The 25102-nt window shown below is 62.3% G+C and carries 20 protein-coding genes and 1 pseudogene; 7 read left to right on the top strand and 14 right to left on the bottom strand.

The window, feature by feature from the left end:
- Positions 1 to 3: 3 nt before the first annotated feature.
- Together ABMD26_RS05775 and ABMD26_RS05770 are read right to left on the bottom strand one after the other, a co-directional pair.
- Positions 4 to 2865, bottom strand: coding sequence for an RHS repeat-associated core domain-containing protein (locus ABMD26_RS05775; RefSeq protein WP_354308549.1), 2862 nt, complete (start codon positions 2863 to 2865; stop codon positions 4 to 6).
- Positions 2866 to 3004: 139 nt separating this feature from the next.
- Positions 3005 to 4528 (bottom strand): fumarate hydratase, encoded by a 1524-nt coding sequence (locus ABMD26_RS05770; protein ID WP_049861553.1) that lies wholly within the window; start codon positions 4526 to 4528, stop codon positions 3005 to 3007.
- A gap of 330 nt (positions 4529 to 4858) precedes the next feature.
- Here ABMD26_RS05770 and ABMD26_RS05765 point away from each other — a divergent pair, with 330 nt between their 5' ends.
- The 3 genes from ABMD26_RS05765 (at position 4859) to ABMD26_RS05755 (ending at position 8618) form a co-directional block, all read left to right on the top strand.
- Positions 4859 to 5965, top strand: coding sequence for a GGDEF domain-containing protein (locus ABMD26_RS05765; protein WP_122741565.1), 1107 nt, complete (start codon positions 4859 to 4861; stop codon positions 5963 to 5965).
- Positions 5958 to 6887, top strand: coding sequence for an iron-sulfur-binding ferredoxin reductase (locus tag ABMD26_RS05760; RefSeq protein WP_354308546.1), 930 nt, complete (start codon positions 5958 to 5960; stop codon positions 6885 to 6887). The genes ABMD26_RS05765 and ABMD26_RS05760 overlap by 8 nt, the downstream gene beginning before the upstream one ends.
- Before the next feature lie 471 nt (positions 6888 to 7358).
- Positions 7359 to 8618 carry a delta-60 repeat domain-containing protein gene (locus ABMD26_RS05755; RefSeq protein WP_354308544.1) on the top strand — a complete coding sequence of 420 codons (1260 nt, stop codon included), beginning with the start codon at positions 7359 to 7361 and terminating at the stop codon, positions 8616 to 8618.
- Positions 8619 to 8700: 82 nt separating this feature from the next.
- Here ABMD26_RS05755 and pyk read toward each other — a convergent pair whose 3' ends face one another.
- Entirely contained in the window at positions 8701 to 10155 is a 1455-nt protein-coding gene (gene pyk / locus ABMD26_RS05750) for a pyruvate kinase (protein WP_049861550.1), read from the bottom strand.
- A 190-nt stretch (positions 10156 to 10345) separates the two neighbouring features.
- On the opposite strand from pyk, the gene ABMD26_RS05745 reads away from it, so the two are divergent.
- Both ABMD26_RS05745 and ABMD26_RS05740 read left to right on the top strand, forming a co-directional pair.
- On the top strand, positions 10346 to 10720 hold the full coding sequence (locus tag ABMD26_RS05745; RefSeq protein ID WP_056843377.1) for a tetratricopeptide repeat protein: 375 nt from the start codon (positions 10346 to 10348) through the stop codon (positions 10718 to 10720).
- Positions 10721 to 10840: 120 nt separating this feature from the next.
- Positions 10841 to 11203, top strand: a complete 363-nt coding sequence (locus ABMD26_RS05740; protein WP_320522444.1) for a PilZ domain-containing protein — start codon at positions 10841 to 10843, stop codon at positions 11201 to 11203.
- A gap of 15 nt (positions 11204 to 11218) precedes the next feature.
- On the opposite strand, the gene ABMD26_RS05735 is transcribed toward ABMD26_RS05740, so the two are convergent.
- The 3 genes and pseudogenes from ABMD26_RS05735 to ABMD26_RS05725 form a co-directional block, all read right to left on the bottom strand.
- Positions 11219 to 13078, bottom strand: coding sequence for a DUF4350 domain-containing protein (locus ABMD26_RS05735; RefSeq protein ID WP_354308541.1), 1860 nt, complete (start codon positions 13076 to 13078; stop codon positions 11219 to 11221).
- Positions 13075 to 13783 (bottom strand): annotated as a pseudogene (locus tag ABMD26_RS05730) (4'-phosphopantetheinyl transferase family protein). Before ABMD26_RS05730 ends, ABMD26_RS05735 begins: the two are co-directional and overlap by 4 nt.
- Positions 13784 to 13824: 41 nt before the next feature.
- Positions 13825 to 14319, bottom strand: a complete 495-nt coding sequence (locus tag ABMD26_RS05725) for a SprT family zinc-dependent metalloprotease (RefSeq protein ID WP_134721623.1) — start codon at positions 14317 to 14319, stop codon at positions 13825 to 13827.
- 164 nt (positions 14320 to 14483) lie between these two features.
- On the opposite strand from ABMD26_RS05725, the gene ttcA reads away from it, so the two are divergent.
- Entirely contained in the window at positions 14484 to 15308 is an 825-nt protein-coding gene (gene ttcA / locus ABMD26_RS05720; RefSeq protein ID WP_049861546.1) for a tRNA 2-thiocytidine(32) synthetase TtcA, read from the top strand.
- Between the two features lie 89 nt (positions 15309 to 15397).
- Here the strand turns inward: ttcA and ABMD26_RS05715 are convergent, their stop codons facing one another.
- The 6 genes from ABMD26_RS05715 to minC form a co-directional block, all read right to left on the bottom strand.
- Positions 15398 to 17536, bottom strand: coding sequence for a mechanosensitive ion channel domain-containing protein (locus ABMD26_RS05715; RefSeq protein ID WP_134721621.1), 2139 nt, complete (start codon positions 17534 to 17536; stop codon positions 15398 to 15400).
- Positions 17537 to 17647: 111 nt separating this feature from the next.
- A complete protein-coding gene (locus tag ABMD26_RS05710) occupies positions 17648 to 18937 on the bottom strand; it encodes a M18 family aminopeptidase (protein WP_354308535.1) in 1290 nt (429 codons plus the stop codon).
- 193 nt (positions 18938 to 19130) lie between these two features.
- Positions 19131 to 19766: an RluA family pseudouridine synthase gene (locus ABMD26_RS05705; protein WP_090356722.1), complete on the bottom strand. Its 636-nt coding sequence runs from the start codon at positions 19764 to 19766 to the stop codon at positions 19131 to 19133.
- Positions 19767 to 19855: 89 nt separating this feature from the next.
- On the bottom strand, positions 19856 to 20110 hold the full coding sequence (gene minE, locus ABMD26_RS05700; RefSeq protein ID WP_049861542.1) for a cell division topological specificity factor MinE: 255 nt from the start codon (positions 20108 to 20110) through the stop codon (positions 19856 to 19858).
- Entirely contained in the window at positions 20110 to 20922 is an 813-nt protein-coding gene (minD, locus tag ABMD26_RS05695; protein WP_134721618.1) for a septum site-determining protein MinD, read from the bottom strand. Before minD ends, minE begins: the two co-directional genes overlap by 1 nt.
- Before the next feature lie 153 nt (positions 20923 to 21075).
- Positions 21076 to 21801: a septum site-determining protein MinC gene (gene minC / locus ABMD26_RS05690; protein ID WP_049861540.1), complete on the bottom strand. Its 726-nt coding sequence runs from the start codon at positions 21799 to 21801 to the stop codon at positions 21076 to 21078.
- Between the two features lie 138 nt (positions 21802 to 21939).
- On the opposite strand from minC, the gene ABMD26_RS05685 reads away from it, so the two are divergent.
- Positions 21940 to 22872 (top strand): lipid A biosynthesis lauroyl acyltransferase, encoded by a 933-nt coding sequence (locus ABMD26_RS05685; protein WP_049861539.1) that lies wholly within the window; start codon positions 21940 to 21942, stop codon positions 22870 to 22872.
- 76 nt (positions 22873 to 22948) lie between these two features.
- Here ABMD26_RS05685 and ABMD26_RS05680 read toward each other — a convergent pair whose 3' ends face one another.
- Positions 22949 to 23728, bottom strand: coding sequence for an MlaA family lipoprotein (locus tag ABMD26_RS05680; RefSeq protein ID WP_056843371.1), 780 nt, complete (start codon positions 23726 to 23728; stop codon positions 22949 to 22951).
- Positions 23721 to 25019, bottom strand: coding sequence for a lipid asymmetry maintenance lipase MlaY (gene mlaY / locus ABMD26_RS05675; RefSeq protein ID WP_122741576.1), 1299 nt, complete (start codon positions 25017 to 25019; stop codon positions 23721 to 23723). The genes ABMD26_RS05680 and mlaY overlap by 8 nt, the downstream gene beginning before the upstream one ends.
- Positions 25020 to 25102 lie beyond the last annotated feature (83 nt).

Here is a 25102-nt window from a genome sequence, read left to right as displayed (position 1 = left end):
GATTCAGAACGTACTGGATGCTCGGCGCGTCCGGTTTGTGACGGGGCGTTCCGGGAGGCGTCCGGTCATCACGTTCAATGTGGGCGGCAGGATGCCGCTGCAGTTGTAGCAGGCGGGAAAGTCGACCACGTTCTGTCCTGCCGGAATCCCGACCAGCCGCTGGGTGAAAACGAATGAGTCGGCAATGACCTGTTCTGTCTTGCGACCTTCTGCCGGGCGAGATATCCAGTCGTTCAGCGCCTGAACCTCGGCATGCAGGCCTGCGATTCCCGCTTTTATGGGGATGACGTAGTTGCTGTCGGCAAGATGACTGGTAATCCTTTGCCGAGTGTAGTCATGCAGCGCCACTCCGCCTGCCTCGTAACGCTGCTCGATGGTCTGCATGAAGGCTTGAGGATCTACGACTCTGTAGTTACCAAAATCCGCATCTTGCCGAAACGCAAGCTGGGTGCGCTGAGACGCCGATGCCGGGATCGCGACACTGAACGGATGGTCGGGTGGAGAAGCGGCAGGCATCAGTTCGACCCCAGGAAACAGGTTTTTAGCAGCCAGGCTGCCCTCGAAGTTGACGAAATCGGTGGTCAGTTCGCTGCCGTCCCGGGGGGAGATACCCGCGTGCGCGGCAAAGCCTTTGAGTGCAGTCTTGCTGAATTTCAGTGGAGATTTCTTTAGTTTGTTGGCCTCGCCTTTCTTCTTGTTGCGCTCAAGCTCGTCGATCTGTCGCTGCCGTTGCGTGTGTGAATCCAATATCTGCGCGGTGCGAATAGAAAAGTTGTTGTACTGCTGACTGACGCCCGGGTTTACCTGGAACGCAGCAGCCACGACGGCCGCATCGTCGGCCGGCGCACTCGCCAGATCGAGATAGTCCAGGCGCTCCAATCCTCGGGCGTCGGCGTAGCGGATGGGATTGTTGCCGACCATGGTATAGAGATTGAGCCCGTCCCCCACCCCTGCCGGATCGGGGTTGAGCCAGCGTTGCAGCCACGGCGCGAAGTAGCGCAGCCCATAATAATAGAGGCCTGTGCTGTCCCGCTCCTTGCCCGAGTAACGTATGGTCTTGTAGCTGGCATCGATGACTGAGCGTGCCGCCCGCCACGCTGTTCCTGCGAAAGGATAGTAGCCTTCCTGACTCACCAGTTCGGCCGAACCATCGAACTCGAGTGCACAGGACTGCAAATGATCCTGGAAGCTGTAGCGTAGATCCTGGGCAAGCACGCCATCGGGTTTGCCGCTGATCCAGTCCAGAGCGCGCACCTGTGTCTGACCGGTCTGTTGAGTCACGATGTGCAGACATTGCCCGGCGCTGTCGGTATGGATTTCCAGCCCTGGCAGGTAGCGCACCTCCTTTTCGATCAGCGCGTTTTTTGCTTTCGCCACATCGACTTTGCGCACGCGTTGGCCCGCTCCATCGTATTGATAGCGTTGTTCATCGCTGCCTGAGGCGCGGGTGATCGTCCTCACACCGGCGAGTTGATTGAAACCATCCCACTCCAGCGAGTGGCCATGCGTCAGACGAGTGAGGTTGCCATTGCCATCGAATGCTCCCGACTCCATGACCGCTGCCGACTCGAGTCCGGCAACTGCTCGATTGCTGCCTGCTTCGACCTGCATGTCGCGGGTGTAACTGCGTTGACCCTGGTGGCGCAAACGCGTGAGGTTGCCCCCAGCATCGTATTCATAGCGTTGCGTGTAATTGAGCAGTTGTCCGGGACCGTTGAGCGCGCCAAGTTCCGGCAGGCCAGGGCTGATGCTGTTGGCAGATACCGATTCGCGACCCTGCGTTGCAGTGAGTTGGTACAGGGTGTCATAGGTGTAATGAGTAATAGGTTCGATACGCTGATTGGCATAGTGGCGAGTAGGCAGTACCGCATCGGCGATGCGGACTATGTTGCCCACTGGATCATGCTCGTAGTTGAGGTCCTGCAAGGCTTGGCCATCACGTCTGACCCGCAGCCGTGAAAGGCGCCCCGTCATGGGGCAATACTCATTGTCGGTAACGATGCCATTGCCACTGGTCTGGGTCTGGATATTGCCGTAGGCGTCATAACGAATGCTACGCAGCAACTCACAGACAGTGCCATCGGCGTACTGCAGCGTTGCACTGTCTTGGGCGCCGCCGACGGTGTAACCGTAGCGACGGACATTGCCGGCTGCGTCGACCTGTTCGAGCTGCTGTCCGACTGCGTCATGGCGCAATGTGCTGGAATATCCACGAGGTTCCACGATGGCCTCTCGCTCTGCCAGCGACTCGGGCCAATCCGGCTGTGCAAGCTCAAGCAAGAACTGCCTGGTCTGGGCCAAAGGCGTTCCATCGATGCTCAATTGCTGATTCAGTAGCGTCCCTGCACTGTCGTCCTGGCGCAGAAGATGTCCACAATGGTTACGACTTTTGTCAGCGCTGGCATCTCCATAGGCGCAACGCTGGACGGCCTGGCGCGGCTGATCCGCCAATGATTGCCACAGCGTCTGTGGCCGCCCCAGGGCGTCATAGTCGATAGCATTCTGCGTACCGCGGCTGTCCCAGGTTTGAGCGACCATGCCTGAGACGTTGAACAATGTGGTGCGATTGCCGGCATCGACACTTCGGGTCGCCAGCGTCCTGCCAGATAGGCTGTGCAGTGTCCTGATATTGGCCGGTTGCTGTTCACCTTCCTGCAAGCGTGTGTACTGGCGAGGATCCCATTGCTCGGTCATGTGGAGCGACAGGTCATGGCAATGCTTGTGGATGCGACGCTGTGCTTGACCCTGCTCGGCACGATGATAGTCAACGGTGCGTAGCGTTTGTCGCTCAGGAGATACCACGGTGATCGTGGGGGTTTTCGCGCACAGTGCGGCGCTGGACGAGATGGAGGAGCGGGTATTCATACAGATTTAGATCTCAGAGGTGTAAACCCCTGTTATTACTTTTTTTTACAAATTACGACTATTTGTAGGATTTGTCGCTTTTGCCCGTACATGAAAAGCCCGGCACTATGGCCGGGCTTTCAGTTACCGCAGGAGAAATCTACTGCACTTCCACCGCCAGGCTTTCGGCGATCTTGCCCTGCCAGATGGCCGGGCCGGTGATGTGTACCGATTCGCCCTTGCTGTCCACGGCCACGGTCACGGGCATGTCCTTGACGTCGAACTCGTAGATGGCTTCCATGCCCAGCTCTTCGAAGGCCACCACGCGCGATTTCTTGATGGCCTGGGCCACCAGGTAGGCGGCGCCGCCCACGGCCATCAGGTACACGGCCTTGTGATCCTTGATCGCCTCGATGGCGGTCGGGCCGCGCTCGGACTTGCCGATCATGCCCAGCAGGCCGGTCTGGTCGAGGATCTGCCGGGTGAACTTGTCCATCCGCGTGGCGGTGGTCGGGCCAGCCGGACCGACCACTTCTTCGCGGACCGGATCAACCGGGCCGACGTAGTAGATGAAGCGGCCCTTGAGGTCCACCGGCAGGGTTTCACCCTTGTTCAGCATCTCGACCATGCGCTTGTGCGCCGCGTCGCGACCAGTGAGCATCTTGCCGTTGAGCAGGATGGTCTCGCCCGGCTGCCAGCTTTGCACTTCTTCAGGCGTCAGCGTGTCGAGGTTGACGCGGCGAGCCGACGGGCCGGCTTCCCAGACGATTTCCGGGTAGGCGTCCAGGTCCGGCGCTTCCAGCTCGGCCGGGCCGGAACCGTCGAGCACGAAGTGGGCGTGACGGGTCGCGGCGCAGTTGGGGATCATGCACACCGGCAGGGAGGCGGCATGGGTCGGGTAGTCCATGATCTTCACGTCGAGCACGGTGGTCAGGCCGCCCAGGCCCTGGGCGCCGATGCCCAGCTGGTTGACCTTGTCGAACAGCTCCAGGCGGATCTCCTCGATACGGTTCTGCGGGCCGCGGGCCTTGAGCTCGTGGATGTCGATGGACTCCATCAGCACTTCCTTGGCCATCACCGCGGCCTTCTCGGCCGTGCCGCCGATACCGATGCCGAGCATGCCGGGCGGGCACCAGCCGGCGCCCATGGTCGGCACGGTCTTCAAAACCCAGTCGACGATCGAGTCGGACGGGTTGAGCATGGCCATCTTCGACTTGTTCTCGGAGCCGCCACCCTTGGCCGCCACGTCCACTTCCACGGTGTTGCCGGGCACGATGGAGTAGTGGATCACCGCCGGCGTGTTGTCCTTGGTGTTCTTGCGAGCACCCGCCGGGTCGGCCAGGATCGAGGCACGCAGGACGTTTTCCGGCAGGTTGTAGGCGCGACGGACGCCCTCGTTGATCATGTCGTCCAGGCCCATGGTGGCGCCGTCCCAGCGCACGTCCATGCCCACACGCACGAACACGGTGACGATGCCGGTGTCCTGGCAGATCGGCCGGTGGCCGGTGGCGCACATGCGCGAGTTGATCAGGATCTGGGCGATGGAGTCGCGCGCCGCCGGGGACTCTTCACGCAGGTAGGCCTGATGCATGGCCTGGATGAAGTCCACGGGGTGGTAATAGGAAATGAATTGCAGGGCGTCGGCGACGCTCTGAATCAGGTCGTCTTGTTTGATCACGGTCATGGGGCGCGCTCCTCTTGGTGGGGAACATTCGTTAAGAAAGCGGGTCAGGTCTAGCCTGGCGCACGGCTTTCGAGGTGCGTCAACGTGTAGCAGGTTGGCGCGAAAAAGGCGCGGCAGTATAGCGCGGCTGGACCGAGCTGACACGCTGGATCGATTGAATGGCGTGGCGTTGAGGCGGATACACCGTTGGTCCGATACCCGGTAGACTTCGTCGCGCCATCCAAAATTGAATAGTTATTTCACCCCTTGGCCATTATTATGGCATCACACCTTTGCACTGTTACGGTGCATTCAGGGGATGGATTCCCATTCAGCACAGCGAGTCTGCGAGTGACCGAGTCCGCCCTTCAACAATTACTGATCAAGCGTTTCTCGCTGGCTGCCTGCACCTATGGGTTGGTGCTCGTGCTCGTGTGGGTGGCGATCCTGACGCAGTATTGCAGCGTGTCGCTGGTGACGGCGGTGGGTTCGACCGGCCTGGTCGTCGCCAGCCAAGGCGTGCTGTACTGGGTCTTTCGCAGCGGGACCAACCAACGCTTCAGCGACCCCAGCCTCACCGAGTTTCAGGTGCTGCTGGCCGTGGCCTGGCACACCTGGCTGATCGGTAACCTGGAAGTGGCGCGCGGCACCTTCATGGTGGTGTACGTGTTGATCCTGCTGTTCGGCGTGTTTCACCTGCCGCGCCTGGCGTTCGTGCGCTGTGCCCTGGTGGTGTTCGTCGCCTTCGTCGGGGTCAACCTGTGCGAGGCTTACCGCATGGCCCTGCCTGACCCGGGGCTGGCCACGCTGCAGATCTGCGCCATGCTGGTGGTGCTGCTGTGGTTATGCATGTACGCCAGCTACGTGCAGAGCTCGCGCCAGCGCATGCGCCAGCGTCGTTACGCGTTGCAGGCGCATCAGGAGACCCTGCGCGGCATGATGCGCCAGCTCGAAGACCTGGTCGCCACCGATGAGCTCACGGGCTTGTTCAATCGTCGGCATTTCCTGCGCCTGGCGTCGCGCGAACTGGCCACGCTCAAGCCGGGTGTCGAGCACGGCCTTGCACTGATCGACCTCGACCACTTCAAGCGCATCAACGACATCCACGGCCATGCAGCCGGTGATCAGGTGCTGCAAGCCTTTGCCGCCGTGACCCAGGACTGCCTGCGCGATACCGATGTACTGGCGCGCTATGGCGGCGAAGAGTTCGTGCTGCTGATGCCGGAAGTCGATGGGGATCACTTGGTACGCAGCTGCGAGCGGCTACGGCGCGCGTTTGCCGACGCCGACCCGCAAGGCCTGGGTGCGGCCAACCTGAGCCTGTCGGTGGGCATGACCCTGCTGGTGCCAGGCGACGATCTGGATGACGCACTGCAGCGTGCCGACCAGGCTTTGTATCGGGCCAAGCGCGAGGGGCGCAACCGCTGCGCGGCAGCCTGGGACATGGCCGATGCCTGAACTGGAGACAGGTCGGCAGCGCTGGACCGTCGCGGCCGGCAGCAACCTGCTCGAGGCGCTTAACCAGGCTGGCCTGCAGGTACCTTTCAGTTGTCGCGCGGGCAGTTGCCACGCTTGCCTGGTGCGCTGCCTTGCCGGCGAGCCACAGGACCGCAAGCCCGATGCCTTGAGTGTCGACAAGCGCGAGCAGGGCTGGCGCCTGGCCTGCCAGTGCCAGGTCGTCGAGGACTTGCGGGTGGCGGTGTTCGACCCCCAAGGTGACGGTACGGCTGCGCGAGTGATCGGCTGTGACTGGCTGTCGGCCAACGTGCTGCGCCTGCGCTTGCTGGCGGAACGCCCGCTGCGCTATCACGCCGGGCAGCACATGGTGCTCTGGACCACCACAGCCGAAGGTGTGCGGGTCGCGCGGCCTTATTCCATCGCCAGCCTCGCCCAAGCCGACGAGTTTCTGGAGTTTCATCTGGGCTGTCGACGTTCCGGGGCCTTCATCGACCAGGCTCGTCAGTTCAAGGTAGGCGATGTCGTGCAGGTGGGCGAAGTCCGTGGCGGCGCCCTGCATTACGATCCCGAATGGCAGTCCCGGCCACTGTGGCTGTTCGCCGCCGGTACCGGTCTGGCACCTGTGTGGGGTGTGCTGCGCGAGGCATTGCGGCAGGGGCATCATGGCCCGATCCGCGTGCTGCACATGGCCGATGAGCACTATCTGGATGAACCCTTGCGGTCGCTTGCCCAGGCTCATCCCAACCTGCTCGTCGAACAGTTCCCGGCCGGCGAACCACCGCCGTTGCGACTCTCCTCGCGCCAGACCATCGCGTTGGTGTGCGGATCACCGATCAGCGTGGAAGAATTCTCCCGACGGCTGTTCCTGGCCGGCCTGCCCAGAAGCCAGCTGTACAGCGACGTATTCGTTGGTCGCGGCTGACCGCCGACTGTCTATTTGTGCAATAGCGGTCATCGTCCGATAAGAACACCTCGACGTGCCTGATATTCCTCAGCGGCGTTTGCCGCTAGGCGTTCTTTACGTGCAAATAATATATCGGTCGTCGTGGTCAATAAATATGAGCTTGAATAAAGCGGCAGGGCGTTGCGGTGCGCTCATTGCTGAATAAACGTGAACTATAACTTTCAAGTTAGCGTGGCTTGAAAGATTATTTACAATGGTTGAATGTTGTCGAGTACTGCCTATATATTTTGACGAGTGCCGAGTTTATGGAAGTTTGCTGATTCAGCGACTCGGTCAAGCGCCCGTGCGCCTGTGCATTGAATTGTATCGGCGCTCATCGACCCGTAAGTCCAGAATCAATATGCCGTTGTCGTTCTGGAAGAAGTGATTGCTGGTATCGGTGAACGTTCAGGGCTCTACAACCACTGGCTTTCTCAAGGAGTGCTCGTGATGGGTAATACTTCAACAGTGTCGATCCATGCCGCCGGTGATCTGGATACGCGTTTCGGCGAGAACGGGACCGCCGATCTGGGGCAGGCTGCCGAAAACGGTAAAGGTGCTCGGCCGGCAGCGCTTGCAGCATTGCGCGATGGTTCGCTGACCGTGGTTCTCGATGGATACAGAGATGGTTTCTGGATTGCGCGATATACCGCTGACGGCGATCCGGACGAATCGTTCGGTACGCACGGTGCAACGCGGTATCGGTTCGACGCGCAAACATCCTACGGCTACGACGTAGGCTCGCTGTTCTGCGATGAGGATGCCAAAGTCTTTTATGTACTGGGCGCTTACACAATCGCCTCACCGTTGGAAACCAAGGGATTCGTCGTCAAGCTCACGGCGCAGGGTTTACCGGATCCGAGCTTCGGCGACGGCGGTCGGCTGATATTTTCCCTGCCCGCCTTTCGTTCCGGCAACCAGGTTGCAACGTCGCGGTTTGTCGTGCGCACAGCGCAACGGGCAACGGGCGGGCGTCTGCTGCTAGGCATCAATTCCTTGCATGAAAGCTATCTTGATCCCGCCTATGTGGTGGCGGTCAGGGCTGACGGGCAGTTGGATAGCTCATTCGGCAATCAGGGTTTCCGGCAGTTCGTCTGGGGGAATCAGAACAGGCTGATCAGTGCCGTCCATGTACAGCCCAGTGGTCACATACTGGTGGCGGGCCACACGGCCACGCCACCTTATATCGGGCTGGTGGCTCGTTACACGGCCAACGGTACCTTGGATACAGCATTCGGCACGGATGGATTCTACAGTCTGGATCTAAGCCCCAAACTCAAGTCGCGAATCCATGCCATGGCGCCGGCTATGGGCGCAGGCATCGTGTGCGTGGGGGAGCTGGAGCATATCGACCCGGAGTCCAGCCAGTTGCTCCGATTCAAACTCACCAGCGATGGTCAGCTCGACTCGACGTATGGAGAGTCCGGTGTAGCGCTGACGCGCGGCGATTTCAAAGGTAACGACCTTTCGATAGCTGCCGCGCAGGATCTTTCGACCGTGGCGGGTGGGTTGCGCGGTTTGGGAATGCTCAGTCGCGCCACTGCCAATGGTGCCAAGGATGATCGGTTCGGGCGAGAGGGTATCGTCGAAGACCCGACAGCGGAGCCTTTCGATCTGGTTGCCGAGTCCGCCAGCGGCGCCATTTTTACACTCGGTCGCAACAAAGCCGATCAGGCCCCCGTGATCAAACGCTGGTATGGGCAGCTCTGAGTGACGAACAGCTCCATGCACCTGAAAATGAAAGGCCCCGGCGTATTCACGCCGGGGCCTTTGGTGTTTCAGCGATCACCAATCAGTCGACCAGCGGATCACCCACGTGCAGGATCTTCATCCCGTTCGTGCCACCGGTCGTGGCGTAGCTGTCACCCTTGGTCAGGATGACCCAGTCGCCTTGCTGCACGATGCCCATCTCCAGCAGCTTGTCGATGGCGGCCTTGCTTACTTCGCTCGGCGGCAACACGGCCGGATCGAAGTCGACCGGGTAGACCCCGCGGAACATCGCGGCGCGGGCCTGGGTGGCACGCTGAGGCGAGAAGGCGAAGATCGGTACCGACGAGCGCAGGCGCGACATGATCAGCGAGGTGTACCCGGTTTCGGTCAGGGCGATGATCGCCTTCACGCCCGGGAAATGGTTCGCCGTGTACATGGCGGCCAGCGCGATGCTTTCGTCGCAGCGCTCGAACTGAGTGTACAGACGATGGCTGGACTTCTTGCTGGTCGGATGCTTTTCCGCGCCGACGATGATGCGTGCCATGGCTTGCACGGCTTCGATCGGATAGGAACCGGCAGCACTTTCGGCCGAAAGCATCACGGCGTCGGTGTAGTCGAGCACGGCGTTGGCCACGTCGGACACTTCGGCGCGGGTCGGCATCGGGTTCTGGATCATCGACTCCATCATCTGGGTCGCCACGATCACCGCCTTGTTGTTGCGGCGCGCGTGCTGAATGATCTTCTTCTGGATACCGATCAGCTCGGCGTCGCCGATTTCAACCCCCAGGTCGCCACGCGCAACCATGACGGCGTCACTGGCGCGGATCAGGCCGTCCAGCGTCTCGTCGTCGGCCACCGCTTCGGCGCGTTCGATCTTGGCCACCAGCCAGGCGGTACCGCCCGACTCGTCACGCAGCTGGCGCGCGTATTCCATGTCCGACGCATCGCGCGGGAAGGACACGGCCAGGTAGTCCAGGTCCATTTCCGCGGCCAGCTTGATGTCGGCCTTGTCTTTCTCGGTCAGGGCCGGGGCGGTCAGGCCGCCACCGCGACGGTTGATGCCCTTGTGGTCGGACAGCGGGCCGCCGATCAGCACCGAGCAATGCAGCGAGTCGGCGGTGGCGGTTTCCACGCGCATGACCACACGGCCGTCGTCGAGCAACAGCTCGTCGCCGACGCCGCAATCCTTGACCAGGTCAGGGTAGTCGATACCCACGACGTCCTGGTTGCCTTCGGTGAGCGGATGGCTGGTGGAGAAGGTGAAGCGATCGCCGACCTTCAGTTCGATGCGTTTGTTGGCGAACTTGGCGATGCGGATCTTCGGACCTTGCAGATCGCCCAGCAGGGCGACGTGACGCCCCAGCCGTGCAGCGATCTCGCGGATCAGACGGGCGCGAGCCTTGTGCTCATCCGGTGTACCGTGGGAAAAGTTCAGGCGAGCGACATCCAGGCCGGCCTTGATCAGTTGTTCGATCACTTCCGGCGAGTTGGAGGCGGGGCCCAGGGTGGCAACGATTTTGGTACGGCGAACGGTCATGCACTGACTCCTTTATTGAAGCGCTGGCAAAGGCTACTCCTCAATTGCGCTGGCGTCATCGTTCCTCTGCACTCGATGCAGAGGATTTGGACGCAGAAGATTGGCGCGCGCCGGCATCGGACGCCCGGGTATTGAAGATTCCCGGCAACAGGTCGATAAAGCCTGATACCCCCTGCGGCAGGAGAGTCCCATGCGCGCGCTTGTATTGATTGCCCTGGCCATTGCCGTGTCAGGCTGCACCCGCTGGTCGATGGACCAGCACCTGAACAGCGCCTACCGCGCCTACGACGACGGCAACTGCGAGAAGGTCGTGCTGGAGCTGTCCCAGGTCGACCGCAAGAGCCGTTCGCGGCCGTACGTGCAACCGGAAGTCTCGATGCTGCGAGGCCAGTGCCTGGAGCGCCAGAAGCTCTACGTCGATGCGGCACAGACCTACCAGTACATCATCAATCGCTATCCCTCCAGCGAATACGCCTACCGCGCCCAGGCGCGTCTGCAAACCCTGGATCAGCTTGGCCACGTGCGTCCCGGTGTACCTGCACAGCCACGTCCGGCGGCATTCTGAGGTGAATTTCCTGTACCCTGAAACGATCTGGAAAACGCCTGGGACACCTGAACGGGTGAACCTGTGAAACGACAGAGGACGAACGCGACACTTATGCCCGATATCTACAGCAGACCCATCATGTACACCGAACGTCGGATCGAACGGCACCAGTTGCCGTACTACCTGAAGGTCTACAACCGCTACACCGGTCGTGCCATGGGCTATATGGGCAATATTTCGGACGTCGGCCTGATGCTGATCAGCGAGTTGCCGCTGCTGGTCGGTCCGGTGTTCGAACTGCAGGTGAAGATTCCCTCGGTCGAGGGCGAGCCCAAGCTGATCGACCTGTCGGCGCACTGCCTGTGGTGCAAGGAAGACGCGACCCCTGGGCACTACGATTCAGGCTTCGAATTGCAGGGCCCGGCACCGACGGAGTTTCTCAAGCTGGTGGACGCACTGCGCCACTATTTCACGTTCCATCCTCACGGTACTTCGTCCTGAGCAGGGACCCTGGGCTCAGACCCGCGGCTGGTGCAGGCTTCGATAGCGCAGCAGCGCTTCGGTGGCGATTTCTCCCGGCCAGGCGTCCACGACAGTGACGCCTGCGGCGGCCAGCCGATCGTGCAGCCCCTGACGCCAGAGCAGGCGCTGCATCACACCGCAATAGAGCAGGGCATCGGGCCAGGTCCTGACTGGCTGCTGACCCAGGCGCTCGAGGGGCTCGTCGCGCAAGCTGAGCAACAAGACCGGGTGGCGTGCGGCGACTGTGCTCAGCGCAGCGACCGTGGACGGTTCGTCATCACCTTGAAAGCCCGCCACCATGACCACCAGCGCCCACGCCTGGTCATCGGCGAGGAGGGCTTCCAGGTTTGCCGCTAAGTTAGCGGTCGGTGAAGTGGGTTGCAGATGCGCAAGTGCCTCGACCAAGTGCTGCACATGCTCGGCGCCGCGCTGCGGCATCAGGCTTACCGGCGGCTCGCAGGAGGACACCTGCAGGCCTACGGCGTACCCGTCAGCCAGCGCTGCTTCGCTCACCTGCAGGCAAGCGTGCGTCGCATGCTTGAGGTCGGTTTGGCGGTGGCCGGCCCAGGCGCCGCAGTCGAGCAGCACCAGCACCGCTTGGCTGGCCTGCCTTGCGGCCGCACTCGAAGGACGGTTGACCCGCGCCCCGGCCGACATCGGTCCCAGGCTGTCCCGCAGGCTTTGCAGTTGCGCCACCGCGCGGGTGAATGCTCGACTGGACAGGCGTCGGCGGTCTGTCGGCATCAACGCGGCGCCGATACTGCGGGTCGAATGCTGCGACAGTTGCGCCAGCACCTGCCACTTCTCTGCAACGGCGAGCTTGTCGAAGCCGGGATGGTGCAGACACGCGCGTTGCAGCACATCTCGTCGCAGAGTGCCGAGAAACCCCTGCGGACCCTGCTCGCGCAGGCATTGCCGTCCGTGCTCACGCAGCAGGCGCAGCTCATGTCGGTCCAGCACGTTCGAGCCCTGGTATGGACGTCGCCGCGTCCTGATCCACCACAGCCCCGACCCGGCGGCCAGCAGCAGCACGACCAGCGCCCACGGCACGTATCGTCCAGGCTGCTCGGCCGCCGGTTCGAACAGCCAGGTCACCTCACTGGCCTGATTCAGGTACCACAGCAGCCAGGCATTGTCGTAGCGCTGGATCTGCTCGCGCTTCCACAGTTGCGCATCGCTGACCAGGGTGATGAGACCGTCGCCGTAGGCCATCTGCATCAGATGGGTGGCGCCATTGCTGTTGGCCCATGCCTGAACCTTGCCGGTCGGGTCATCCAGATGGCGTTGCGTATCGAAGCTGAAATACGCCGGTGCTTCTTCGTCTTCCAGATAGAGCTTGGTCAGACTCGGGTACTCATCGTCCGGAGCAGGGGGAAGCTGCGGCAGCTGCGCGCTCAACTGAACGCGGATCTGCAGGCGATCGAGCAGGGCGTCGCCACTGGTGGCGCCGGCCTCGTCCCACAGGGCGTCGGCCACCGTCAGCAGGCGTCCGCCGCGCTCTACCCAGCCCAACAGTCGGTCAACCTGCTGGGTGGACAGCGGGGTTTGCCGGTCCAGCAGCATCAGGCTGTTTCCCGCTGCAGGCAGGGTGGCCAGGGCGCCCCAGGTGGTTGTCGTGTGGTTGGCCAGCCCCTGAGCCTGCAGAAAGTCGCGGGCGCTTTGATAGGGCGTATTCACTGACGGAGGGGAGGCGACGATGCGCGCGATGGATTGCCGGGCGCTCTGGCTGTCCAGCGTCTGGTCCAGCAGGCGCGGGCTGTCGGGACCGCTAGCGCCGGTCAGGCTGACCCACAGGGCCAGCGCGGCGAGCAAGGCCGCAGGACGCCGGATACGCTGCGGTCGGGCTGGCCTCAACGGACCGCTACCAGGCTCAACAGGTGTCCGTCGAACCAGGCAAACTGCCCGTCGATTTCGAATCCGTCGCCAAACTCTGGTGACAGGTCGGTCAACAGGCGCAACCGCGCATGCCCTTCGGCCGACCACTGCAGCACTTCGGCATGCTCGAAATAGAAGCGCTGCCCGACCAACGGGTACAACGCCTTGAACAGGCTTTCCTTGAGCGAGAAGGTCAGGGTGACCACGGTATCCACCTGGGCCGGATCCATCCGCTTCATTTCGGTTGGGGTCAGTATTTCCGTGCACAGCCGTTCGGCGCGCGCCGCTGGCAGCAGGCTTTCGATATCCAGACCCAGCCCCTGGCAGTGATCCCGATGGGCGACCACGGCCGCTGCCCGACCACTGCCGTGGGTGATCGACCCGACGATTTGCTCAGGCCAGACCGGGGCGCGGTCGGCGCCGATGGCCGGCACCTGCGCCTCGCCGGTCAACGCCAGCAGGGCGCCACGTGCGCAGACGCGCCCCGCCAGGTACTCGGCCTGACGCTTGGCCACCGAACGCTGGATCGACGCAGGCGGGGCAATGCCGCACTGCGCGAAGTCTTCGGCGGTCAGTGCGCCGTGGTCGAAACGGCTGCTGAACAAGCGTGCGCCGGGCACGTCCTCGGGCAGGGGCCAGTGTTTGACGCAGATCGCTCAGGCAAGCGGGGAGGGCTGTATTCATGTGCGCATTCTGCCCAGCCTGGTCGTGCAAGGGAATGGCGATCATTGCATGCGCGTTTCGCCGCTGAACACCAGGGTCTGGCGGCAGCGCCGGCACAGGTAGCGACGACCTCTGCCGACCAGGCCATGGCGTTGCGCCGAAAAGGCGAACTCGCTCTCGGGGCAGGGGCATTTGTACAGATAGCGAATGACCTGGCGACGTTTCACTGCGTAGCTGTGGCAACGGTGCGGGGTCAGTTCGTAGACACCGCGCATGATCAGCTGCCATTCCTCGCCGTGAGGCGCGATGCGATCGCCGAACAGCTGGTGCGCCACCAGGTGCGCGACCTCGTGGGGCACGGTCTGCTTGAGGAAGTCTTCGGCATTCTCGCGGTAGAGCTGCGGATTGAAGCGCAGCAGGTTTTCGTGCAGGTGCGCCACACCGGCCTTCTGCCCGCGCAGCTGGGTGCTGACCACCGGGCGCCGGAAAGGGCGCTTGAAAAACAGCTCGGCCTGGCGAAAGCAGGCTTCGACGCGTTGATTGAGTTGCTCGGGCATTCTTCGACACACTCCAGGTGCAGCGATTATGCCGCAACCTCCGAGCGGTGCCGAGCCACCCGTCGGTCCCGCGCGGCCCTCATGCGCGGCAGACGGTACACGGCACGCGTCAAAGTGCGTAAAATGCCCGGCCTTTGTCACACACATCGCGGGATCCTGTCGCCATGGGCACTCTTTCAGTCAACCAGAACAAGCTGCAGAAACGCCTTCGTCGGCTGGCCGGTGAAGCGGTCGCCGACTACAACATGATCGAGAACGGCGACAAGGTCATGGTCTGCCTCTCGGGCGGCAAGGACAGCTACACCCTGCTCGATGTGCTGCTGCACCTGCAGAAGGTCGCGCCCATCCAGTTCAGCATCGTGGCGGTGAACATGGACCAGAAGCAGCCGGGCTTCCCCGAGCATGTGCTGCCGGCCTACCTGGAACAACTGGGCGTCGAATACCACATCGTCGAGAAAGATACCTATTCGGTGGTCAAGGAGCTGATCCCGGAAGGCAAGACCACCTGCTCGCTGTGCTCGCGCCTGCGCCGCGGCACGCTGTACACCTTCGCCGACCAGATCGGCGCGACCAAGATGGCCCTGGGTCACCATCGCGACGATATCGTCGAGACATTCTTCCTCAACATGTTCTTCAACGGCTCGCTCAAGGCCATGCCACCCAAGCTGCGCGCCGACGACGGGCGCAATGTGGTCATTCGTCCGTTGGCCTACTGCCATGAGAAAGACATTCAGGCGTACTCGGATTTCAAGGGCTTTCCGATCATCCCGTGCAACCTGTGCGGCTCCCAGGAGAACCTGCAGCGCCAGGTGGTCAAGGACATGCTGCTGGACTGGGAGCGCAAGACGCCCGGCCGCACCGACAGCATCTTCCGCAGCCTGCAGAACGTGATGCCGTCGCAGCTGGCCGACCGCGACCTGTTCGATTTCCACAACCTGCGCATCGACGAGAACGCCCCGGTGCGGATCGCCAATGTGGTGAACCTGTAACACCGCAGCGCCCCTTTCGCGGCCCATGACCGCTCCTACGGGAGCTCTGGATCACTGTAGGAGCGGTCATCGGCCGCGAAAGCCGCAGCCTATTTCTCGCCAACCGCCCCCGCCGTGACCACCTGCACGCTCAGGCGCGGTGTCGCCAGGTCCAGCCCGGCTTCATCCAGCTGGCGCTTGAGCGCCAGGTTGAAGGCCCGTGACACTTCCCACTGCTTGATCGGCCCGGTCTTGAACCGCGCGCGCAGGATCGCCGTGCCCGACTCGAAGCTTTCCACCCCTTGAAACTCCAGCGGAGACCAGATATCGCGCCGATGCAACGGATCGCTGCGCATCTTCTGGCCCACTTCGCGCATCATCTTGATGGCGTCGTCGATCCCCATGCTGTAGGGCACCGCCACACGAAAGATGGCGTAGCCGAATTCCCGCGAGTAGTTCTTGATGCTCTTGATTTCGCTGAAGGGGATGGTGTGCACGATACCGTCGATGTCGCGCAGGCGCACCGTACGGATGGTCAGGCCCTCGACGGTGCCCAGGTGGCCGCCCACATCCACGTAGTCATCGATGGCCAGCGAGTCCTCGATGATGATGAACAACCCGGTGATCAGATCCGCAACGAGCGACTGCGCACCGAAACCGATGGCCAGACCGATCACCCCCGCACCCGCCAGCAGCGGCGTCACGTTCATGCCCATGTTGGCCAGGGCGATGATCGCGGCAATGATGAAAATGGTCACGAACAGCACGTTGCGGATCAGCGGCATCATGGTCTGCGCGCGCGCGTTGGCCATGCCCTTGCGCGAACGGGTGAGGGCGTGATGGATGCCGGTGTCGGCCAGAATCCACACCAACCAGGCGAAGATCAGGGTGCCCACTAGGCTGGCCAGGCGCACCGAGATCTCGTGACCATCGCCCTCGGTGAAACCGATCAGCGACATGCCCCACACACGCAGGCCCAGGTCGATGAACACCACCCAGATCAGCAGGTGCATCAGGGTGTAGGCGAAGTGACTCAGGCGCTCCGAATACAAGGCATGGCGCCGAGGGCCCTTGGGCGGGCGCAGGGCATGGCGCCGGATCAGGCCGTTGATGACCATGCACAGGATCAGCAGCACCGCGCACATCAGCGACTGGCGCAGCGCCGTGCTGGTGTCGCCGGCCGAGAAGAACGTGGCGAACAGCGAGATGCCCACCAGCACCAGGGCCGGCAGGTACCAGAAGCTGCCGAGGATCTCGATGGTGTCGCTCAACGCCCGACGCGTCAGCCGCCGCGACAAAGGCTGGTTGCGGATCAGGTGGGCGATGGGCCGGCGGAAGCGCAGGATGAACAGGCCGGTCGACAGGGCGGCCAGAACGTTGGCCAGGGTCGCTGCGCTGTGGGCCAGGTGCTGACCGAGCGCGGCGACCATGCGCGGGTCGCTGAGCGCCTCGCCGAAGGCCGCAAAACTGCCGATCAGCCACAGCGGCCGAAAGGCCCGGTGCCGCAGGATGTTCAGGGCGCGGTGCCGGTGCGGACCGTCCAGCAGGGAAAACGCGATCACGCAGATCGCGGAGAACAGCGTGCCCACCACCAGTGCATAGGCCATGACCATGGCCAGGCTCTTGCCCAGCGACGAAGGCAGCGCGTAACCCACGTACACGGTAATGACCAGCGCCACCAGCCACGGCCCCAGCTTGCGCAAGGCAAAGCGCAGTAGATCGAGGGTGCGTGGATGCTGTGGCAGTTCTTCCGACAGACCGAAGCGCAGGCGCACGCGATGGCCGATCCAGATCAAGCTGTAGGCGAGCAGGCTCCACACGAGCATGATCAACAAAAAAGCGCCGATGATCGGCGGCCATTCCGCCATGGGCAGGGCCAGCGCCAGCAATTCATCGTGGGCCAGGGCGACTTCCTCACCCCAGCGCTGGAATGGACTGTTGTCCCCGGAAAACTGTTGGTCGACGTGGGCCAGGGCGCTGCCGATCATGCCCAGCACGCCTTGCTCGGCGGCCGGTTGGGCCTGCCGGGTACTGTCCCGCAGCTTTTTCAGGTCGCTCAACAGCTTGGTGCGTTGCTGGTCGTTTTCCAGGGTCTGGATCACCTGATCCAAAGACTGGCCCAGCGGCTGGGCGGGTTGTTCGGCCGGTTTCTCCGAACTGCCCCCCAGCAGGCCGGGCAGGCCGACCGCCTGGGCGGTAATGGGCAGCAAAAGCAGAACGGCAAGCGCCAGGCGCAGGAAAAGGACCATCAGTGGAATCACCTGTAGATCGGTGTCTGGGTGGTGCGCCCTGCGCGGACAGAGAACGACCTCTGCCCGCGTACGGGTGTTCAGGTCGGGCCCGCCGCGGCAGGGGCGTGACTACGGCAGCTCGTTGCTGGCGTAGAAGGCACCCAGCACTTTGACCAGGTGCGCCAGGTCATGGCTGCCGGCCAGCTCGCGAATCGAATGCATGGCGAAGGTCGGCAGGCCAATGTCGACGGTCCTCACCCCCAAATGGCTGGCGGTGATCGGGCCGATGGTCGAACCGCAACCCATGTCGCTGCGCACCACGAAGCTCTGCACCGGCACTTCCACCGCCATGCACAGGTGCCGGAAGAACCCGGCCGTCTCGCTGTTGGTCGCGTAGCGCTGGTTGCTGTTGACCTTGATCACCGGCCCGGCGTTGAGCTTGGGTCCGTGATTGGCATCGTGCTTCTCGGCATAGTTGGGGTGCACGCCATGAGCGTTGTCCGCCGACACCAGCAGCGAACGCTGGATGCTGCGCACGTATTCGTCGCCTTCAGGGATCAGGCGTTGCAGCACCTGTTCGAGCATCGGCCCGTCAGCGCCACAGGCCGAGCTGGAACCGATCTCTTCATGGTCGGTACACACCAGCACGCAGCTCTCGTCGCCTTGCGTATCGAGCAGGGCCTGCAGGCCCGCATAGCAGGACAGCAGGTTGTCGAGTCGCGCGCCGGCGATGAAGTCGCCGTTCAGGCCGATGACCGCAGCACTCTGCGTGTTGTAGAAACTGAGCTCGTAGTCGAGCACCACGTCGGCGTTCAGCCCGTGTTCGCGAGCCAGCTGTTCGGTCAGCAGCGCGCGGAAATCCACGCGCTCGTCCCCGGCCACCTGGGCCAGCACGGGCGGCAGTTCGGTCTGGGCATTGATCGCCCAGCCCTGATTGGCCTCACGGTTGAGGTGGATGGCCAGGTTGGGTATCACGGCGATCGGCAGGCGGAAATCGATCAGCTGGCTCTCGACCTTGCCGTCGCGGCGGAAGGTGACCCGGCCGGCCAGCGACAGATCGCGGTCGAACCAGGGTGCGAGCAGGGCACCGCCATACACCTCGACACCCAGTTGGAAAAAGCCCTGGCGCTGCAACTCGGGTTGCGGCTTCACGCGCAGGCAGGGGCTGTCGGTGTGAGCGCCGACCATGCGCAGCCCGTTGAGCAGCGGTGAGTGCTTACCCAGCTTGACGGCGATGATCGAGGAATCGTTGCGGGTCACGTAGTAGCGCCCGCCGGGCACCGTGTTCCAGCTATCGCGCTCGTCCAGCCGCTGAAAACCGGCTGCCTCGAGGCGTCGTGCCATAGTGGCAGTGGCATGGAATGGGGTAGGGGAGGCCTTGAGGAAATCGATCAGGCCCTGGTTCAAAGCTTCGCGCATAGAAAACTCCAGACAGCAATGCCGCCAGTTTACCCGATTGCCCACGGATAGGGCTGCCCAATCCATGGCGGCGAGCCCCTGCCCGCGAAGACCCCACCGAGGTATTTGTGGGATCGGGGCGGGCGGCGAGCCCTCTGCCCGCGAAGGCCCCACCGCGGTGTATCCGACGTGCCCGTGAAGACCCCACCACCATTCAAAACGGCGCAGCACACTCGAACTTCATCCGCTCACCCGTCACCGGATGGGTGAACGCCAGCATGCTCGCATGCAGGCAAAGCCGCTCATGGGCCTCCAACGCCTGGGGATGGGCATACAGCCGGTCGCCCAGCAACGGATGGCCGATCGACAACATGTGCACGCGCAACTGGTGCGAACGCCCGGTGATCGGCGTCAGCTCGACGCGACACCATTCCCCGCAGCGCTCCACTACCTTCCAGAAGGTCAGCGCATGCTTGCCATGTTCGTGATCCACCACATGCCGTGGCTTGGTCGGCGGGTCGTAGCGCAGCGGCAGGTCGACACTGCCGCTGTCCAGCGCCGGTTGCCCCCAGGCCAGTGCGGTGTAGGCCTTTTCCGTTTCGCGATCGTGAAACTGACGGGACAGCTCGCGATGGCTGTCGGCATCCCGCGCCAGCAGAATAATCCCGCTGGTTTCCCAATCCAGGCGATGCACGATGCGCGCCTCGGGAAACCCGTTCTCCTGCAGGCGGGTGATCAGGCAGTCCTTGTTGTCTTCGGCGCGCCCCGGCACCGACAGCAACAGGGTCGGCTTGTCGATGACCAGCACGGCGGCGTCCTGGTGAATGATGCGAATGTTCGACAACGGCATGAAAGTCTATCTCTCAGAAACGCCAACGGCGGCGCGTCGACCCTTTTCAACAAAGGGCCGCCGGGCCGCCGTGGAGCCGAGCGCGAGGCTCAGCGGTCAGGCAAGGTAATGTTCAATTCCAGAATCGAGCAGCTACCCTGATTCTCGAGCGCAACCTGTACCTGGTCGCTCTCGATGTTCACATACTTGCGAATCACTTCCACCAGCTCTTTCTGCAGGGCGGGCAAGTAATCAGGGGTCGTGCGTTGGCCGCGTTCATGCGCCACGATGATCTGTAGACGCTCTTTCGCAACCGACGCGGTGCTGCCTTTCTTGCGATCGCGAAAGAAGTCAAAAATATTCATTACCGACCTCCAAACAGGCGCTCGAAGAAGCCTTTCTTCACGACGTCAACGAAGCGAAGTTCTTTTTGCTTGCCCAGTAGACGGTCGACGGCATCGCTGTACGCCTGGCCGGCATCGCTCTGGTCGTCGAAAATCACTGGTGTACCGGAGTTCGAAGCCTTCAGCACAGCTTCGGATTCGGGAATCACGCCCAGCAAGCTGACCGAGAGGATTTCCTCGACGTCCACCACGCCCAGCATTTCGCCCTTCTCGACGCGCGATGGGCTGTAGCGGGTGATCAGCAGGTGTTCCTTGATCGGATCCTCGCCTTGTTCGGCGCGGCGCGATTTGCTCGCCAGCAAGCCTAGCATGCGGTCCGAATCTCGCACCGAGGAGACTTCCGGGTTGGTCACCACGATCGCCTCGTCGGCGAAGTACATGGCCAGGTGAGCGCCTTTCTCGATGCCCGCCGGGGAGTCGCACAGAATGTAGTCGTGGGTCTTGGACAGCTCGTTGATGATCTTCTCGACGCCTTCCTTGGTCAGGGCGTCCTTGTCGCGCGTCTGGCTGGCAGCCAGGATGAAGAGGTTCTCGACGCGCTTGTCCTTGATCAGGGCCTGCTGCAAGGTCGCTTCGCCGTTCACGACGTTGACGAAGTCGTACACCACGCGGCGTTCGCAGCCCATGATCAGGTCAAGGTTACGCAGGCCGACGTCGAAGTCGATGATGACGGTTTTGTGGCCGCGCAATGCGAGGCCGGTGCCGATGGCGGCGCTGGTGGTGGTCTTGCCCACGCCACCCTTGCCGGATGTAACCACGAGAATCTTGGCCAAGGTGTATCACCTCTACTGAAAAAGGGACGGTTAATCCCCGAAAAAACATGACTTCAAAACATCGGCGGACTGCATGAGCCGGCGGTACTGGAAGCGGTACCGCTCGACAACCGCGCTATTTGAAAGTTGCGCTTAAAATGGCGGCAGTATCCGTTAAAGACGGGTGATGTTCAACACATCCCCGGATAAGCTGACTTGCACGGGTGAACCCCACAAGGGGTCACGGCGCAGGTCTTCGGACACCTTGTATTGTCCGGCAATGGACAGCAGCTCGGCGCCCAGTTGCTGACAGAAGATGCGCGCCTTGCGGTCGCCCTTGATGCCGGCCAGGGCGCGTCCGCGCATCGGGCCATAGACATGGATGTTGCCATCGGCGAGAAGTTCCGCACCCGAACTGACCGAACTGATCACCACCAGATCGCAGCCCTGGGCATAGATCTGCTGGCCGCCGCGGATCGGCGTGGTAATCACGCGGGTGGGCTGGATCAAGGGCTCGGGCGGCTTTTCCGGCTTTTTTTCCTCGACTTCCAGGGGCCGTTCGCGCGCCCCCGAAGGCGGCAGCACGGGCAGGTCGATGGCGATCGCCGCGGCGATGTCCTCGATACGGCTGGCGCGCACTGCCAGGGTCCGCAGGCCATGATGACGGCAGATGCGCATCAGGCCGGGCAGATCGATGCTGCCCTGGTTGGCGGGCAGCTTGTCCAGCGCCAGCACCAGTGGCGTGTTGCTGAAGAAGTTCGGTGCCTGAGCCACCTTGGCGGCCAATTGGCGGTCCAGGGCGGCAAGGTTGTTCTGCGCCAACTCAAGCACGGTGATGGCGAGCATGCTGCCCTTGAGTTGGAACACAGGTTCCTGGTCTAGCTGATCGGTCTGGCTCATGGTCGGCAAAACGCGCCTTGTAACTAAAAAAGTGCCGAGACTTATAGCGAGAACCACCTTCCCCTGCAAGCCGCGACGCAGCGATGGAAGGTCAACCCATGTAGAATGCGCGGCCTTGTTGCCTGTACGGAATCGTCAATGGAACGCCCGCGCTTTCGCCGATATTTTCTTCATCCGCGCTTCTGGCCCCTGTGGCTGGGGCTGGGCGGGTTGTGGCTGGTCGTGCAACTGCCCTATGGCGCCTTGCTGCGCCTGGGGCGCTGGCTGGGTCTGGGCATGTACCGCGTGGCCAGCGAACGTCGCCGCGTGGCGGCGCGCAACCTGGAGCTGTGCTTCCCGCAGATGCCGCCCGTCGAAAGAAAACGCCTGCTCAAGGAAAACTTCGCCTCGACCGGCATCGCCTTCTTCGAAATGGCCATGAGTTGGTGGTGGCCAAAGGCACGCCTGGCCAAGCTCGCGCACATCGAGGGGCTCGAACACCTGCAAGCGGCCCAGCGTGACGGCGAGGGGGCGATTCTGATGGCGCTGCATTTCACCACCCTGGAGATCGGCGCGGCGCTGCTGGGCCAGCGTCACACCATCGACGGCATGTACCGCGAGCATCGCAATGCGTTATTCGACTTCGTGCAGCGCCAGGGCCGCGAGCGGCACAATCTCGATTCGCTGGCAGTGGAGCGCGAGGACGTGCGCGGCATGATCAAGCTGCTGCGCAAGGGTCGCGCGATCTGGTATGCACCCGATCAGGACTACGGCGCCAAGCAGAGTATTTTCGTACCGTTGTTCGGCATCGAAGCAGCGACGGTGACAGCGACCACCCACTTCGCCCGTCTGGGCAAGGCACGGGTCATCCCGTTCACGCAACGACGGCTGGAAGATGGCAGTGGCTATCGCCTGGTTCTGCATCCGCCGCTGGAAGGGTTCCCCGGCGAGAGCGAAGCGGCCGATGCGTTGCGCATCAACCAATGGGTGGAGCAGGCCGTGACCGAATGCCCTGAGCAGTACCTGTGGGCCCACCGGCGCTTCAAGTCACGACCGGCCGGTGCCCCCAAACTCTACGACAAGCGCCGATGAACCAGCCCTGACAGCCTCTTCGCGCGGTTCCTGTGGGAGCAGGTTCTACCCGCGAAGAGGCCCGTCGCAGATGCACCTACTCGGCGATCTGCAGCTTGCGCGCCTCGGTATACACGTAGCGCACCTTCTCGTACTCGAACGGCGAGTTCATCTGGCCGTAGCGAAAGCTGTTGCTGTAGCGTCGATCCACGGCGCGCAGTGCCCACAGCTCCGGATGGTTGCTGCTCACCTCGGCCACATTGAGGAAGTTGATCTGGTTCTCGACGGCGAAGTCGAACACCAGGCCAGTGGTGTCACGCAGGTTGGACGGACCCAGAATCGGCAGCACCAGGTAGGCACCGTTCGGAACACCATAGAAGCCCAGGGTCTGGCCGAAATCCTCGGACTGTTTCTGCAGGCCGAACCAGGTCGCCGGATCCCACAGTCCCGCCACACCCAGCGTGGTGTTCACCAACAACCGTCCGGACGTGTCCAGAGCACGCTTGCCCTTGAACTGCAGCAGGCTGTTGACCAGGCTCGGCACTTCCCCCAGGTTGCTGAAGAAGTTGCTCACGCCAGTGCGCAGGAACGACGGCGTGATATAGGTGTAGCCATTCACCACCGGCAGGAACACCCACTCGTCGAAGCGGTAGTTGAAGTGATAGAGGCGTCGGTTCAGGTTTTCCAGCGGGTCATACACGTTCAACGCAGTGAGGGTGGAGCGCTCGAACTCGCGCTGATCCAGGCCCGGGTTGAATTTGAGAACCTGCAACGGTTGCTTGAAGCCGTCGCTGTCGACCTTCTGTACGGTGCTGTCGTCGGCCTGGGCAAGGCCTGCGCAGAGCAGCGTTGCCATCAACAGGAATTTTCTAGCCACGGAAGAACTCCAGCATAGCGTCGCTGTTGACGCGGTAATTGAGGTTGCCGCAATGGCCGCCATAAGGGTAAACGGTCAGGCGATCGCCAAAGGTCTTGCGCAGGAAGCCCAGGTCGCCAGGCCCCAGGATCACGTCGTCGGCATTGTGCATGACGCTGATCTTGGGGCTGTTCTGCAGGTAGTCCTTGATGCCATACAGGCTCACCTGATCCACCAGTTGCAGCAGGCTGCCGCCATCGGTACGGGCGCGCCACATCGGAATCACCTGCTCGGTCAGGTAGCAGTCGAAGTCGCACTGCAGCGCCCGGCGCAGGAACGGCGTGAGGCTGGTGCCTTCACTGATCGGATACTTGGGCGGCGTGATCAGCCCGCGGCGGTTGATCAAGTCGGACGTGAAGGCAATGTCGGCGGCCGAAAAGCGGAACGAGGTGCCGATCAGCATGGCCATCTGTTCATTGGACAGGTGCTGCTTGGACTGCTGGAAATCGTAGAGCAGGGCATCGTTGAGGTCGATGTAGCCCTTCTGCTGGAAGTAGCGCGTCAGCTTGTTCAGGACCAGTTCATAGAACGTGGTGCTGTTGTTGATGCCCTTGACCTGGGTCTGTACCAGTTTGTCGAGGTTGGTGATCGACGTGTAAAGATTGACCGGCGGGTTGAGCAGCAGCACTTTCTTGAAATTGAAACTGCGGCGCGTTTCATCCAGTTGGCTGACGAATGCCGCGTCCAGCGCGCCAAGGCTGTAGCCGGTCAGATAGAACTCGGTGATGGGCAGCTTCGGATGCTGTGCACGCACGCCCTGCATGACTCGATACAGGTCTTCGGCATCTTCGCGGGTCACGCCCGGCGTGGCGAAGCGCGAGGCGGCGCTGATGAAATCGAAGCTGGTCGGCGAGGACAGCTGAACCACGTGGTAGCCGGCCTGGTAATACAGCTTCTTCAGGTATTCGTTGAGCGAGCTGCTATAGGGCGCGCCAGTACCGGCGATGAGAAAGATCAGCGGTGCGGCGTGGTCCTGCTGGGCCAGGCGATAACGCAGTTTCTTCACCGCCCAGAAATTGTCCGGCAGGATGAACTCGCGCTCCGGGCGCAGATTCAGGCTGTAGTCGGCCTGATCGATGTCTTCGTCCAGAGGCAGCTTGGGGCGCAACTCCGGCGGCGTCGACGCGATGGTGGCCTCGAACGGGTTGGTGAGCGGATAGCCATAGGTGGCGGGGTCGATATCCTTCGCCAACGCGGACGCACTCATGATGAGGCCGCCAAGCAGGGCAGCGAAGCGCAATGATCGGAGCATGACGGAGTCCCTAGAGGAGAATGCTGTGTTGACGTTCGAGGCTAGGACAAGCGCACTGGTGGCAAGTTGCCAAACCGCTGAAC

It is taken from the genome of Pseudomonas sp. PvP001 (assembly GCF_040546375.1).
Classification (GTDB): domain Bacteria; phylum Pseudomonadota; class Gammaproteobacteria; order Pseudomonadales; family Pseudomonadaceae; genus Aquipseudomonas; species Aquipseudomonas coleopterorum.
The sequence above is the reverse complement of the archived record's forward strand: the minus strand, read 5'-3'. Positions and strand labels throughout refer to the sequence as shown.